The sequence below is a fragment of the Carboxylicivirga sp. M1479 genome, assembly GCF_007097485.1.
In the GTDB taxonomy this organism is placed as follows: Bacteria; Bacteroidota; Bacteroidia; order Bacteroidales; family Marinilabiliaceae; genus Carboxylicivirga.
Genome location: NZ_VKDE01000003.1, coordinates 46,648 through 62,419, shown reverse-complemented (window position 1 = coordinate 62,419; position 15,772 = coordinate 46,648). Strand labels below are relative to the sequence as shown.

Below are 15,772 nucleotides of genomic sequence, written 5' to 3'. Positions count from 1 at the left end.
TTAATGTTTTAAAACCCAAAGAACAGTAAATCCCGCTCTTAAAATCACACGCAAAATCCATAATTTGGAATCTTATCAACAACTTGTTAAAAGAGAAAAAATAAAAAAGCCGATGATCAATGAGCATCGGCTTAAGAAATATTATTTCCCTTTAATATCAACACTAACTAAGCAAATACCTCCGTCATTATTTGCTTGGTAGCACCACACATTTTATCAACATAAGCTTTAGATTTATCCGAAGTACTCTTTAGATATGTTGCATCTGAAAAAAGCTGATTGGCTAATTCGTTAAATTCACCAGCACTTTTGATTGAGAAGCCGCCTCGCAAATCAATTAAGTCACGCGCCTCTTTAAACTTTCGAAAATTAGGCCCGAACAAAACTGGCATTCCATAGGTAGCCGCTTCTAAAGTATTGTGTATTCCAACTCCAAAACCACCACCTATATAGGCCACTTGTCCGTATTTATAGATAGATGATAACATACCAATCGTATCCACAATTAAAACACGGGCATGAACAAGGTCATTTTCAGTACATGTATACTTTTGATAAGGTACTTTCAGCTTTGCTTCTATTTGTTGAATATGTTCTTTGTGAATTTCATGCGGAGCAATAATTAACTTCACTTGCTCATTTGTCTGCAAGTAATCAATCAATATATCTTCATCTGCCGCCCAGGTACTGCCAGCCACAATCACCTGCTGACTATCCCCTACAAAATTCTCAACAACATCGAAATTCTTTGACTCCAAGGCAATGTTGCGCACCCTATCAAAGCGCGTATCTCCAGAGACAACATAATTATTAAAGCCTATTCCACTCAATAATTCTCCAGATACCTCATCTTGCACATAAAACTTTGTAAATGCCTTTAGCACATTCCTAAACCAAGCTCCATATCCCTTAAAGAAACCCTGCTCTTTCCTAAAGATCATTGAAACTCCGTACACAGGAATACTTAGCTTTGACAATTCACTTAAGAAATGATGCCAAAATTCGTATTTAATAAAGAATACCTTTTCTGGCCGTATGGCCTCCACAAACTTTCTAGCATTCTTTTTTGTATCAGCCGGCATATACAACACATGATCGGCCAAATCAAAGTTCTTTCTCACCTCATAGCCCGATGGCGAAAAGAAAGTCAAGACCACCTTATATTGCGGATGATCTGCTTTAATCTTTTCAATAATCGGTCTTCCCTGCTCAAACTCTCCCAGGCTAGCGGCATGCACCCACACCACAGGACCATCCAACTTCAGTGTCTTCAAGCGTTGAAGCGATTCTCTTCTTCCTTCTTTAAGCAGCCTCGCCTTAGCATTAAAAGGCGCAACTATATTTATCAAACAAGAATACAGCGCTATGCCAATATTGTACAAGAATGTCATGTTTTAATTATTTTGAACAAAGATAAAGGATGATTTAGGATATATGATGATCGATTTAAGATTTATAAAGTCTGAGTTAATCAGAAAATATACGACAAAGCTAAAGGAACCAATTACACAACTACAAAACACAACAAAGCCCGTCAACTTACGCTAACAGGCTTTGGAAATATATCTTCAGATAAAACTTATCCGCGAATGGCTTTTACACCTGGTAATTCTTTTCCTTCTAAGAATTCAAGAGAAGCACCACCTCCAGTAGAGATATGGCTCATTTTATCGGCCAAACCACTTTGATTAACAGCAGCAACAGAGTCTCCACCACCAATAATAGAAACAGCCGATGAATCAGCTACAGCCTGACAAACGCCAAATGTTCCTTTTGAGAAGTTAGGCATTTCGAAACATCCCATAGGACCATTCCAAACAACTGTTTTAGCACCTGCTATTTCAGCAGAATAAGCAGCTGTTGTTTTAGGACCAACATCTAAAGCCATACGACCTTCAGGAATATCACATCCTACTTCCATTATATCAGCGTCATCAGCAAATTTATCAGCTGCTAAGTTATCAACTGGTAACATGAAGTTAACGCCATTTTTCTCAGCATCAACCAAAATCTGTTTCGCAGTATCAACTAAATCTTCCTCAACAAGTGAGTTACCCACATTATATCCTTGAGCTTTTAAGAATGTGTAAGCCATACCACCACCGATTAAGATTGTATCAACCTTAGTGATTAACGACTTTAACACTTCTAACTTACCAGACACCTTGGCTCCACCAACAATTGCAACAAATGGCTTTTCAGCATTAGCAACAGTATCGCCCAGGAATTTAATTTCCTTATCCAATAAGTAACCTGCCATTTTCTCATCCATAAACTGAGCAATAATGGTAGTAGAGGCATGGGCACGGTGAGCTGTACCAAAGGCATCGTTTACATATACATCAGCCAATTCAGCTAATTTCTTAGCGAAACCTTCATCCCCCTTAGTTTCTTCATTATGGAAACGTAGGTTCTCAAGTAATAAAACCTCACCACCCTTAAGGCCTGAAGCCATTGCTTTCACATCATCACCAATACAATCTGGTGCCATTTTCACATCAACACCTAAGGTAGCTGATAGGTGAGCTACAATGTGCTTTAAAGAAAACTCTTCTTTAGCTTCGCCTTTTGGACGACCTAAATGAGACATTAGAATAACAGCACCTCCGTCGGCTAATACCTTTTTAATAGTAGGTACTGCAGCACGAATACGTGTATCATCAGTAATTTCAAATTTATCATTCAAAGGCACGTTAAAGTCCACGCGGATGATGGCCTTTTTTCCTGCGAAGTTGTAACTGTCAATTGCAGCCATTGTGTAGTGATTTTAATAATTCAACAATGAGCGCAAAGATAAAAAATTAATAGCGGTATTGTGATAAAAATCAGTTTTTCAATTGCGATTTATAATTCTTTAACTAAGAAAAGTAATGATTAAAAAGTCAGTAGATGAAAAGCCACTTACAACAACCAATAATCATCAATTGACACATCTTTACCAACAGCTAAAAACCAGCCATTCAATAGATCCTGACGATTATATTGCATAGGCTGTTTTGTCGCCCAATCGTATAGCTGACCACCAGCAGCCTCAACAACAGCCTGCCCCGCTGCTGTATCCCATTCCATTGTTGGTCCAAGGCGCGGATACAAATGGGCCGAACCCTCAGCTACCAAACACATTTTCAAAGAACTGCCTCGTGACACCAGTTCAACTTCGCCTACCTTCTTCTTTAAAGCACTTATGTACTTCTCTGTCTCTGCCGAAAAATGACTAACACTGGCTACAACCGTACACACATCAGGTTGCCGAAGTGGCAATTGTTTAGGTACTAGCTCTTCCATCAAGGCATCCATATGTTTATTGATCCAATCGTCTGATAAATCTACTTTATAAGCACCTGATTCATCGCCCCAATACAAACAGCCTAAATAAGGCGCAAATACCACGCCCATTACAGGCTTTTGCCCATCGACCAAAGCTATGTTAACCGTGAATTCTCCACTACGCTTTATAAACTCCTTGGTTCCATCCAGTGGATCAACGATCCATAACTTGTTCCAAGTTTTTCGATCCTCAAAATCAATTTCATCGCCTTCTTCACTCAATATATCGATACCCGTAGACAATAAGGCAGATTCAATTACCTGATGACTCTTTAAATCCGCTTCCGTCAAAGGAGAGTCGTCACTTTTTAATCGCACTCCAAAATCATCGGAATTGAAAACATGCAATATTTCCTTACCTGCTATCAATGATGCTTTAATCGCTATTTGTAAAAGTTGCTTCATCTGTATAGGTTTATCGTCATTTGCCAGTTGGAACTCTCAAAATAAATTTCATCATCCCCTTATGTGTCAAATTGGATGATCAAATTTACATGGTCGTTTCATCTCTGAATTATTTTGAATGAGGACTGAGGACTGAGGGCCATATTTCTTAGGTCAATATTTTGCAACACTAACAAACCAGGGTTAGCACCCGCTCGGAGAACACCCCACTCGGCTTGCTCAAGCAACTGAGCCGCTTGAAAAGTATGCTTTAACAAATAGTGCCCCAGAGTATACTCACTTGAAGATGCTGTTGACAATTGCTTTAATATCTCCCAAGGCTTTAGGTATTCTTCACTTGACAGTAATTCTGATTCTTGCTGCAAACGCAAAACCCCATTTACAATGACTAATTTAGACAAACTTTTACTCGCACGACCAATTGAGGCAACAAAGCCAGGGATTAATATTCCAGGGTAATATTCCAGGCTTGGCTCTTCTTTAAAATCATCGCCTTTTTCAACGACTGAAGCAATACGCCCATCACAATCAAGGCTTATGATGGGACGTTTTCCAAAAGAACCATCCGAACGCAAATAATAATGAGCACTAACTTTTCGCATTAATCAATCATCAATTCCTCTGCCCTTAAAGTAGGGATAAAAGTCAACTTCACATCTTCAACAGACACGGTGGAGTATTTACTTGTATCGTGATCAAATAAATACCCTTTGAGTTCAATCAAGGACTTGGCCTGGCCAATTTGATGACTCAAATTACCATTAACACGCTTAAACGACTTATGAATTTGATAGGAAACCGTATCAATGGTACTATCGGCATAACAGGCCAATAATTTTATTTGAGCACTATCCAAAAAACCACCTTCTTTAAAGGTGTAACCAGCATACAAACGAATAATACCACCTTTTAAAGAATCAACCTTAACATGAAAAGGAATTCGGTTATCCAATGAATCATTCGCTTCAAAGGGCAGGTTAAACTTGGTAGAATCCTCCCAAAGACTCATCCTACCAGCTAGCTTATTGGCTTTTTGAGCCTGGGCATCTTCCTTCTGCCTGTTCACTTCATTCTTTAGCTCGGCATCTCGCCTGCTTAGTATCTCTACCACTTCTTCGTATACATCTGACAAAACCGTTGGATGAGCAGAGTACCATGACATGGCCGTATCAAACTCCGCCTTGGTCATTTGGTGCTGATCAAGGATAAAACGGTAATACCCTGACACTTTATCTTCCTTGCTTGAATTATAGGACAAACGCGTTTGACCAAGTAAGCTCTCCACCTGATACATATCGGCTAGCACTTCAGCCATTAGCTCTTCCTGAGGCAAGTCACGCGGCACACTCGGGCGCGTTGAGCAACTGAATAAAAGAACAACTAGTGATATGTACATAAATATTTTCAGCATACTAACTTTTTTATCTACCATCTGCCCTTAACATGGTACGGATGGTTTTGAGAACAATGACAAAATCTAAACGTAAAGACCAATTATCTATATACTCAAGATCCATACGCATCCAATCCTCAAAGGACACATCGTTTCTGTTGGGTGAAATTTGCCAGATACAAGTAATACCAGGTTTCATTGATAAACGACGGAGCTGCCAGCGCTCATACTCTTTTACTTCTGATGGTACTGGCGGACGAGGCCCTACAATAGACATGTCGCCCAACATCACATTAAAGAACTGCGGCAACTCATCCAAACTCGTCTTACGTAAAAAATGACCAATACCTGTAATGCGAGGATCGCGTTCCATTTTAAAAGCCGGGCCATCCATCTCGTTCTTCTCCATCAAACTGGCTTTCAAGTCCTCAGCATTGGTCACCATGGTACGAAACTTATACACCCAAAACTTACGTCCACGCATACCCACACGCTTCTGTTTAAAAAAGATAGGACCTTTAGAACTTAATTTAATCCCAAGAGCAATACCTATAAAAAGTGGTGAAAAGATGGTGATGGTAAAAAATGAAACAAAAAAATCAAATACACTCTTGAACTTTAGCAAAAGGTAATCCATCGGCGTATTGGAAATAGTTAAAACCGGGATTGTATCGAAATAATGCAAGTGAGTCTTGTTCGTTAGCATATTAAAAAATGGCGATGACATTCGGAAGATAACACCTAACTCATTACAACTTGTTAAGATGACCATGATGTCTTCCATGCGCGCTTTTTCGCAACAATAAATAACTTCATCAATGGTTTTCTCTTCGATGATCTTATCAATATTAGAACCTTCAGGCAACATTGTCACCCGTTGTCCTATGCGCTCCTTTAACTCATCATTGCCAATAACACCCACAATTCGGTAGCCCCACTCATCGTAGTTGAGCACCTGATTAATAAAACTCATTGCAGACACATCACCTACAACAAGAATATTCCTCGAATTCAGCCCCTTACGCCTAGCTCCCTTAATATAGGTAAAGAACAAAACCTTTAAAGTAAACAAAACCAATGCGGACACACCACCAAAATAGATGAGTGGAACAACTCCGATGTAATGCAGGTTAAATACAAAAACCGCCAAAGCTAAAATCCCCACGCCAATAGTAGTGGCTGCAGTAACATTAAACAACAATATGGAATATGGTCTTGATCGATAGATTTCATTAGCCCTAAACGCTTTAGAAAGAAAGAACCACAAACCTAAAACCACTAGATGGAGGATGATGGAATCTTTATTACTTAGGAAAGTAAATTGACCAAAATAAAGATAAAAAGCTATATCTAAAGAAATCCAAGCAAGGACAGCATCAACTATTGCCAGAAAATTATTGACAACTCTTTCTTTCTCCTTTAACATTCGTGCATGCGTTTTATTTTGTGCAAAAATAAGGAATTACCTATACAAAAGTGACTTCTTGGTCTATTAAAATGCTGGAATGTAAACCAAACTAAGTTGGCCTCCAACAGAATTATACAATTGGCCCACATCAAAAGCGATTTTCCCTTTCACATAAAATCCTTCCAGCCAATTGGTTTGCCAATCTATCTCTAACATCGAATACATTTGACGTTTAGTGCTTTTGAAAAAATAACTCTCTGTCTCCTCCCAGCTTGATCGACCTCTAAACTCCTCAGCATAGCTTCCCTTATTTAGGGTGTAGCTTGTTTTAATACGATACTTCAATACAGGTAATATATAGCCACTTGCTCCCAAATGAAAACCATTCACCCGGTTATTGTAGAACAAAACCTGATCATATTCATCCCACGGCGAAGCGTATTTTCTCACTTTTGTAGCCGTATGATACAGAGGCGTCCCCATATTATTGCCATGATAAATCCAACCATTGTAATAACTACCGTTATTCATGTAATCATCGCGTCCACCATAAGCGTAACCCTCATTTAACTCTACCTCAAGGTAACGGCTAACCTCATCTTCTGTCCATCCGGTTTTAGTCTCACCAAACACCTCGTACATAAAGCCATCCAAATCGTCCTCAATCTCATGCATCCAAATAATCGAACCTTGTGGATGCCCGTTATAAGCCACTGGATAAAGTGGGTCAGGAATTCCATAGCCAGACTGATGATCTGTACGAAACACTTCAAACGAAAAACCCTGCAACCACTTTAAATCTTTCGGCTCCAACAATACGCCCAAGCTATAGTCCTTATTGTATCCATTGTAAAACCGCATACCCGAAGCATCTGCAAAGGGCATTTGCCAATAGAAATGCACATCTGCAAAATTGTTATCCCAGTTAAAACCAAAATCCCACAATCCCATATGAGCTCCTGCAGCATTCGTTTCCTCACCTCCTCCCAAGGACGCTGATCCTTTAGCGGTGAATGTTGCCCAAAAATCAATTGGAATTTCAGTACCATTGGGTCGTGTTCCTCCGAACAATGCAGAATGCATTAAACCGGCATAAGGCTTTAGTTTTAATCCGCCAACGCGTAGGTAAGCAAACTTTTCGTGAAGCAGCACATCACTGGCACTATTCCCCTTCTCAATGCGATCGTCGTTCAACCAGCCTTGGGACATCCCACCTTTAATCTCCACCCAATCATTTGTAAAGCCCAATGGTAAATAATCAAAAATACCCATATTGACCTTGGGTACTGGTCGGGCATTTGAATTCATCAGAAACATACCAGAACTTAATTCATCGTTGATAATAACTGGAGAAAACTGCTCCTTACCCAATGAAAAATCAATAAACCACAACTTTCCTTTTACATAAGCTTCCTGCAAAATACTGTTCGACACATTGGCATTAAGCAGCCCCCTTACTCCTATATTCAGTGCCACATTCTTATTGTTTAAGACCTCATAATCAGCTCCCAATTCAAGCAAGGTTTCAGAATAGCCAAACTGTTCAAACTTCCCCCATTCATTCGCAACTAACCACATGGGGCGTACATCATCAGTAGAGCCCAATGTATGAAAACTAAGATCTGCTTTTAAGTTATTTTCCTGAGCTTTTGCAGTATTAAACACCGTAAAGCAAAGCAAAACAATCATTAATTGATTACTTAATTTATGAATCATTAATTTATATACTTGTTGTTTATAATTCCAGCATCAAAGGTACTATTAAAATCCATGCGTAATATTAGGATGAAAGGATGCTACAAAGCACTATTAAACATATCATCTTTTTACTATCTTCGCAGCACCAAAACAAACTATTACCGACCTTGAAAAACCTTGTTTGCTATATCGTTGCTTGTTGCTTTGGAACTTTAGCTTTGCATTCGCAAACCCCTACTAGCACAGACAATGCAAAACCCGAACACACGTACTTGGGTGCCAAACTCCATGGAGGCATCGTGGTTCCTCATCATGTTAACATGATGTATTTTATCGAGGATTTTTCAGGTGGACTTGAGCTCACCTATAGCCGCGCCTTGTTTTCACCTGATAGTTGGGAGAGCTATTTCAATTATCCCGAGATAGGCCTTGGTTTTTACTATGGCACATTTGGCAATAAAGATATTTTTGGTTCTGGCATAGCCATCTATCCTTTCATTAATTACAACATTCACCGATCACCCAAACTATCGATAAAAAACCGGGTTTCAATGGGCATCGGCTATGCCACCAAGCCTTTCGACATCGAAACCAATACCTACAATACCGTATTTAGCTCTCACCTCAACGCCTATATCGGGCTTGACATATCGCTTGATTATCGTATATCTAATCGTTTTTCTTTAGCCTTGAGTGCCACTTTAACGCATTTATCCAATGGCGCAGCCAGAAAACCGAACCATGGCGTCAATACCTTTACTGCTGGCTTTGGAACCAAGTATCATTTTAATGAAGCCTTAACGCCCATATTAGCCCAAACCACACCCCCTAACAGCGAACACCGCGAGATAATAATTGTAGGCAGTGTAGGACGCAGCCAGAGCACTCCCTATAACACAACCCTTTATTGGAATGGAAGTCTGAGCATTAACCACCTTTGGTATCTGAATGAAAAACGCGCCATCGGCTTAGGTTATGATCAGTTTTATTCAGAAACGGCACCCCACAGTTGGGAGGCCTATGAAGATTCAAATGGAGACATTCAGTTCTCCAGCAGACATTACTTATTTAATGCTTTGTTTGCATCCTACAATGTCTTCCTCGGCAAAACTACCCTTTTCGTCAACATTGGTGCATACCTACACACCAACATCGATCCACCACAACCAGTTTATCCACGTATGGGCATCAGACATTACCTAGGCAAAAATTTAATCGCTAACTTCAGCGTCAAAGCCAGCTTCTTCCGCTCCGAATTTTTAGAATTCGGGCTGGGATATCGAATTAATTATAAAAGAGACAAACAATAATGAACCAATATACACCACTTAAAATCACACTCCTAGTTGCTGTATGTATGCTATTGGGATCGTGTGAATACATTCAAAATTTAATGGGTGATGATGAAGTGATTGACCAAACGATGGAATTAGGGATTATTTCTCATATTGTTGCCGATGCCCCATGCCGTATAGTATTGCATAACAAGGAAAGTAACATCGTCAGCATAAGTGGACAGAAACGACTGGTTGACAACCTGGAACTCAGCACCGACGATGGTGCTTTAACCATTAGTCATACTAAGAAAAACTTTCTGCAAAAAAGTAAACTGATTGAAATTGGTATTTCAGCCAAGCACCTGACTCGATTAACTGCCAACATGGCGATTGAACTGGAAGCACCGGAGACTATAAAAGCGGATCATTTCACGATGCTTATAAATGGAGGAGCAAAGTTTGCGGAAATAGAACTAGATCTTTATTGCCAATCTATTCAACTCAGAGTACATGGCAACAACAACATTGGTAATTACCATTTAAGTGGGCTAACAAATCAGGCATTTATTGTGCTCGAAGGCAGCGTTAATGTTGATGCACTAAAGTTAATAACTAGCAATTGTAAAATAAAACATATGTCTATCGGCAGCTGCAAAGTTCATGCCAGCACAAACCTTAAGGTCGACACCTACTCCTCGGGCAATACCTACTACCAGGGTGGAGCCGTAGTAAGCCACCAATGCATAAAAGTGCCCTATCTCAATTGCACCGGAAAAGTTATTAACCTTGATTAATTCACACTCATGCAAACTCCAAAGGTCTCCTTATTTTTAACCACATACAATTGGTCAGAAGCATTACAACTTTGCTTACTAAGCATCAGTAAACAAACGCACATGCCCGATGAAGTAATTGTGGCAGATGACGGATCTGGCAACGAAACAAAGCTTGTAGTAGAGCGCATGAAAGAGAACTTTCCTTGCCCCTTAATTCATGTATGGCAAGAGGATGAGGGTTATCGCATCAATGCCATCCGTAATAAAGCAATTAAAGTTGCGAAATACCCATACGTTATACAGATTGATGGGGATATTTTGTGTGATGAAAATTTTGTGAGAGACCACATACAGTTTGCCAAAGCTAATCGCCTGGTTATTGGTCGACGAACTGACATTTCATCATCCGACACCGAAAAATATTGTCAGAAGCTTAACTATGCGAACATTCCTAACTTTAGGAATAAAATGATTGCCGTGGCCCACCAACATTTACTCTACGATGCAAAAAAAGTAAAAGGAGTACGGGGTTGCAACATGGCCTATTGGCGGGACGATGCTTTCAGAATCAATGGATTTGAAGAAAGCATGGTAGGTAAAGGTCCTGATGACAAAGAGTTTGCTATCCGACTAATCCACGCGGGTATTGAGGCCTATAACCTCAAGTTTTATGCTATTGCCAACCATCTTTATCATGGTGATGAAGGTTTACGCAACAACTACGGCAGCAATCAGAAATTATACGCCGACACTATCTTAGAAGGTCGAATCAGAGCCATTAAGGGCTTAGAATAAATAGACTATGAACATCTTATTTGTATGCTCAGCTAAAGCCTGGGGCGGCAACGAAAAATGGACATCCATGGCGATGTCGGCACTTTCAAAAAACCACCAGCTATTCTTCATTGGCAAATCAGAGAAACTCCTCCCTAAATTTGGACAACATAGTGGAGCAAGAACTTTACCTTTTGCTTCCTACTTTGATGCCTACACATTTCTGAAGCTCAAAGCATTCATCAAGACAAATAAAATCGACCTGATCGTCAGCACGAAGAAGAAGGAATACTTTATGTGTGGGATCATTGCCCGCCAGTTGGGTATTAAACATCTTATGCGCTTAGGTGTCAGTCGTAAGATGAATATTCCTTTTTGGCATCAATTAAATTATCGTGATTTAAACGACGGCCTAATTGTCAATGCCCATTATTTAAAAAAAGAGCTACAACACAACTCCATCTTTAGCAAGCATCCAATACATGTGCTTTACAATGGCATACCAGGATTTACTTCGAACAATCACTTAGCACCAAAAACACAACTCGACACATTCAAAATCGTAAGCAGTGGACGCATCACACGACAAAAGGGTTATGGTTTATTAATCGACGCTATCAGGGGATTGGATGAAGAGCTAAGAAAAAGGCTTGAAGTGCAAATTATTGGAGAAGGGCGCAATGAACAGGAATTTGAACGCCAGTGTGAAAAACTTGGACTGAATACAATCATTCGTTTTACGGGTTTTGTTGATCACCCCTGTGACTTAATGAAAAATGCTGATTTATTTGTTCTTCTATCAGAACGTGAGGGTATCTCCAACAGCATATTAGAAGCCATGACTATAGGCATACCAGTACTATCAACTGACACTGGCGGCATAAAAGAGCTGATCAAGGATGAAGAGACAGGGTTTCTTGTTGAACGGTCTGTGGACAAAATCACGGCTAAACTAACTGAACTGATTGAGAAAAAGGGCTCCATATCAAGCAAAGGAGAAAAAGCTTTTCAGCTTGTCAAAAAGCAATTTGCTTTTGATATTTTCGAGAAAAAGATAAACGACCTGTTTCAGCGTTTCGAATAATTCAATAGTCATTGTAACTTCTTTTATAAACAATCATTGCTGAGCGACCAATCTTTGTTGAATGTATTGAATAGAACAAAGCATTAACTGTTCGTAACGTGAACCTTTAAAAACTAACCATCTTCTCTTTATTTGCCCGCAGATTAACGCTGATATACACAGATTTGTTTTCCTTTGAAAACTTAAGAAAACTCTAAAAAAAATGTTTTACCGGAGAGTTAAAGGAGAACGCGGAGAGAATCCACCTCCTAATCTAAAATTATTACTTGGCGACCTTGACTTATATAATTCTTCGCGGCCTTTGCGTACAATACTCATCTCTTTTTTCTCTCCTCTTTTTACCCGCAGATTGACACTGATTATTTTTTTTCGTAAAAATGATTCTTGTACGAAAAGCGTTTGCTTGTTAATATACCTGTCAAACTTAGCCAAAAAAACTATTTTCGGCCTTTGCCTGAAATACTCTCTTCTGTCCTCTCTTCTCTATTTTTGTCCACAGATAAGCACAGATTTGTTTCCTTCGGAAACTTAAGTGCACTCTATAAAAATTTTTACTGCAGAGTTAAAGGAGAACGCGGAGAGAATCCACATCATAATCTAAAATTATTACTTGGCGACCTTGACTCATTTAATTCTTCGCGGCCTTTGCGTACAATACTCATCTCTTTTTTCTCTCTTCTTTTTACACGCAGATTTACACTGATTTGTTTTACTTCGTAAAAATGATTCTTGTACGAAAAACGTTTGCTTGTTAATATACCTGTCGAACTTAGCGTAAAAAACTAATTTCGGCCTTGTCTAAAACACTCTATTCTCCACTCTCTTCTCTTTTTTTTGCCCACAGTTTGACACAGATAAACGCAGCTTTGTTTCCTTGCGGAAAGTTTAGAGCACTCATAAAAATATTTTACCGCAGAGTTGAAGGAGAATGCGGCGAGAATTAACCTCCTAATCAAAATTATTCCTTGACGAACTTACCGAAAAAGAATCCGAGGCATTGCGTACAATACACCTCCCTCTTTTCTCTCCTCTTTTTGTCAGCAGATTGACGCAGATTATTTTACTTCGTAAAAATAGTTCTTGTACGAAACTGTTTGTCTGTTAATATACCTGTCGAACTTAGCGTAAAAACTATTTTCGGCTTTATCTAAAATACTCTTTACTCCTCTCTCTTCTCTTTTTTTGTCACTTGACAAATCAAATAGAGAATTTTCTCCTCAATTAATTGGACATAGTAATCCTGAATATGTAAATTGATTCTGTTTAACCAATAAAATAGAATTATGAATAGAATATTACTCTTAGCAAGTCTGCTATTAATCTGCGCATCTGCATTTGCACAACTTTCAATTACTACAATTAACCAAGCCGATGTTATTACTTTTGATCAGACATTAGACGGCATCAACAATGGAATTTTTAATGCATCTGGTTTCTCTCCCTCTCCTAACGAAGGACAACTTGATTCTGACGGACTAATAATCACAGGCTTTTCCGATGGCGATGTACTTTTGGGCGAGACCAAGCTTGATGGTGATTTTGCCAGAGGAGCATCAGAAGGAGGAGTTGGCACAGGTGGTATTTATGCCTTTAAAGTGGCTGAAAATGATTATGCACTAGGCCTGCAACCCGGTGGCACAGACCTAACTCCTGGTGACATCATAATTAAAATAATTAATAATACAGGTGGCGTTGTTAATTCAATCGACATCTCGTACGATATTTACGAGTATAACGATCAAAATCGCTCTTGTAGTGTAAATTTATCCACTTCTGAGAATTCTATTGATTACACGCCCAAAGCCTCCACAGATTACCTGACTCAGGAAGTAGCTGAAGCAACACCCACATGGATCAAGCAGGAGCAAAATTTGAGTCAAAATCAGAACATACCCAATAGTGCTACTTTTTACCTCAAATTTACCATTGATGATGCAGGTGGTTCTGGCTCACGTGATGAAATAGCAATAGACAATATCAGCATCCGCTTTAATGACACACCAACCTCAATTACAAGTCCAACTCTAAGCACCTGCAGCATTGTGCCACATCCTGTAAAAGAATTCTTTACTTTTAACAGTGACAAAACTGTTAAACACCTGATGATTTATGATACCACTGGCCAAATCGTTAAACAAATTGATGAGCGAAGCAAACAAATAGTTGTTCCTGTATCAGCTTTAAGTAAAGGAATCTATTTATTGCATGTCACTTTTGAAGACAATAGCAAGGCGTGTAAAAAGATAGTAATCCAATAGTTGAGTAATAAAAAGTAAGGTCTTATTTCTCTTTATTGAAAACAATAAACGTAAAGAGCGCAAGGGAAATGTCTCCTTGCGCTATTTGTGTAGTTTGGAACTCCTCCTAATCTTACAAATAATTAGTGCTTGCCCGAAAAGTCCAATTTCTTCGTTACGCCCTTTTTGAAAACAGTCATTTACAAAAGTAAACTCCTAGATTTTCAGAAAAGACCAAGCCTTGAAATTTAACTTCTCCATCCAATCACTTGAGAAATATCTGAGTTTTCTTGCAGAGACTAATTAGGAAGGAAGATTATTTTTTGGTATGATTAACTCTCTTTTTGAAACTCTTTGATTCGTTGCTCCTCTTTTTTCTGGCATACCATAAACACACCGTTGGCTTCCGTCACGATACAATCCTTTAAACCTTGTAACACCACTTTACGCCCATCGGGGATTGTGATGATGTTATTTTCACAATCATAAGTCTTCACAGCATCGCCAACTACCGTATTGCCGGCTTCATCCTTCTCTCTCTTTTCCCATAGGCTGCCCCAGGTACCCAAATCAGACCAGCCAAAATCCGCTGGCATCACGTAAATATTATTGGCATGCTCCATTATGCCATAGTCGATGGATATATTCTCACATTGTGGAAATTGACTATCCACAAAAGCCTGCTCTCCATTGGTATAATAGACTGTTTCACCTGCTTTAAATATTTTAGCAAGCTCCGGTAGATAACTTTCAAAAGCGTTCAGGATACTCTTTGATGACCACAAGAATATACCAGCATTCCAAAAGAAATTACCCTCTGATAAATAATTCTCAGCTGTCGCCAGATTGGGCTTTTCTTTAAAAGCTTGTACGGTATTAATAACATCATTAACACTAGCACCTGCCTGAATATAACCATAGCCCGTTTCCGGTCGATGAGGATGAATACCTAAAGTCAGTAAAACATCATTGGTACTCACAAAATCTAGCCCGTCCTGAATGACCTTTCTAAATGCCTCTTCTTTGGTAATTAAATGATCAGATGGCGCTACAACAATGTTAGCATCCGGATTCTGCTGATTAATCTTATAGACCGCATAGGCAATACAGGGAGCTGTATTACGCATGCAAGGCTCCATTAAGATCTGCTCGTCCTTGATCTCGGGCAGCTGTTCTTTAATCAAAGCTTTGTAGCGCTTCCCGGTAACAATGTATACATTTTCAATCGGCACAATACCGTGCAAACGATTGATCGTCTGCTGAATCATGGTTTGTCCTGTTCCCAGAATATCCAAAAATTGCTTCGGTGTTTCCGGCGTGCTCATGGGCCAAAAGCGGGAACCTATGCCGCCGGCCATTATTACTAGGTAGTTGTTGTTCATAGCTTATTGTT

General features: G+C 39.3%; 13 protein-coding genes. 5 read left to right on the top strand and 8 right to left on the bottom strand.

What is annotated here, in order from left to right:
- Positions 1 to 167 precede the first annotated feature (167 nt).
- From FNN09_RS03210 to FNN09_RS03180, 7 genes are all read right to left on the bottom strand, one after another.
- Positions 168 to 1,391: a 3-deoxy-D-manno-octulosonic acid transferase gene (locus FNN09_RS03210; protein ID WP_143300042.1), complete on the bottom strand. Its 1,224-nt coding sequence runs from the start codon at positions 1,389 to 1,391 to the stop codon at positions 168 to 170.
- Between the two features lie 188 nt (positions 1,392 to 1,579).
- On the bottom strand, positions 1,580 to 2,755 hold the full coding sequence (gene pgk, locus FNN09_RS03205; protein WP_143300041.1) for a phosphoglycerate kinase: 1,176 nt from the start codon (positions 2,753 to 2,755) through the stop codon (positions 1,580 to 1,582).
- Between the two features lie 146 nt (positions 2,756 to 2,901).
- The gene (gene cysQ / locus FNN09_RS03200) at positions 2,902 to 3,732 is read right to left on the bottom strand and encodes a 3'(2'),5'-bisphosphate nucleotidase CysQ (protein ID WP_143300040.1); all 831 of its coding nucleotides are present in this window, start codon (positions 3,730 to 3,732) and stop codon (positions 2,902 to 2,904) included.
- 98 nt (positions 3,733 to 3,830) lie between these two features.
- Positions 3,831 to 4,334: a hypothetical protein gene (locus FNN09_RS03195; RefSeq protein WP_143300039.1), complete on the bottom strand. Its 504-nt coding sequence runs from the start codon at positions 4,332 to 4,334 to the stop codon at positions 3,831 to 3,833.
- Positions 4,334 to 5,143: a DUF4296 domain-containing protein gene (locus FNN09_RS03190; protein ID WP_185968835.1), complete on the bottom strand. Its 810-nt coding sequence runs from the start codon at positions 5,141 to 5,143 to the stop codon at positions 4,334 to 4,336. Before FNN09_RS03190 ends, FNN09_RS03195 begins: the two co-directional genes overlap by 1 nt.
- Before the next feature lie 10 nt (positions 5,144 to 5,153).
- The gene (locus FNN09_RS03185; protein ID WP_143300037.1) at positions 5,154 to 6,551 is read right to left on the bottom strand and encodes a sugar transferase; all 1,398 of its coding nucleotides are present in this window, start codon (positions 6,549 to 6,551) and stop codon (positions 5,154 to 5,156) included.
- A gap of 66 nt (positions 6,552 to 6,617) precedes the next feature.
- On the bottom strand, positions 6,618 to 8,249 hold the full coding sequence (locus tag FNN09_RS03180; protein WP_143300036.1) for a capsule assembly Wzi family protein: 1,632 nt from the start codon (positions 8,247 to 8,249) through the stop codon (positions 6,618 to 6,620).
- Between the two features lie 302 nt (positions 8,250 to 8,551).
- On the opposite strand from FNN09_RS03180, the gene FNN09_RS03175 reads away from it, so the two are divergent.
- The 5 genes from FNN09_RS03175 to FNN09_RS03155 all read left to right on the top strand — a co-directional run bounded on the left by FNN09_RS03175 (position 8,552) and on the right by FNN09_RS03155 (position 14,400).
- Positions 8,552 to 9,541, top strand: coding sequence for an acyloxyacyl hydrolase (locus FNN09_RS03175; protein ID WP_185968834.1), 990 nt, complete (start codon positions 8,552 to 8,554; stop codon positions 9,539 to 9,541).
- Positions 9,541 to 10,302 (top strand): GIN domain-containing protein, encoded by a 762-nt coding sequence (locus FNN09_RS03170; protein WP_143300034.1) that lies wholly within the window; start codon positions 9,541 to 9,543, stop codon positions 10,300 to 10,302. Before FNN09_RS03175 ends, FNN09_RS03170 begins: the two co-directional genes overlap by 1 nt.
- Before the next feature lie 9 nt (positions 10,303 to 10,311).
- A complete protein-coding gene (locus FNN09_RS03165; protein ID WP_143300033.1) occupies positions 10,312 to 11,079 on the top strand; it encodes a glycosyltransferase family 2 protein in 768 nt (255 codons plus the stop codon).
- 7 nt (positions 11,080 to 11,086) lie between these two features.
- On the top strand, positions 11,087 to 12,142 hold the full coding sequence (locus tag FNN09_RS03160; RefSeq protein ID WP_143300032.1) for a glycosyltransferase: 1,056 nt from the start codon (positions 11,087 to 11,089) through the stop codon (positions 12,140 to 12,142).
- Positions 12,143 to 13,425: 1,283 nt separating this feature from the next.
- Entirely contained in the window at positions 13,426 to 14,400 is a 975-nt protein-coding gene (locus FNN09_RS03155; protein WP_143300031.1) for a T9SS type A sorting domain-containing protein, read from the top strand.
- Between the two features lie 311 nt (positions 14,401 to 14,711).
- On the opposite strand, the gene FNN09_RS03150 is transcribed toward FNN09_RS03155, so the two are convergent.
- Positions 14,712 to 15,761, bottom strand: coding sequence for a mannose-1-phosphate guanylyltransferase (locus FNN09_RS03150; protein WP_143300030.1), 1,050 nt, complete (start codon positions 15,759 to 15,761; stop codon positions 14,712 to 14,714).
- Positions 15,762 to 15,772: the final 11 nt, after the last annotated feature.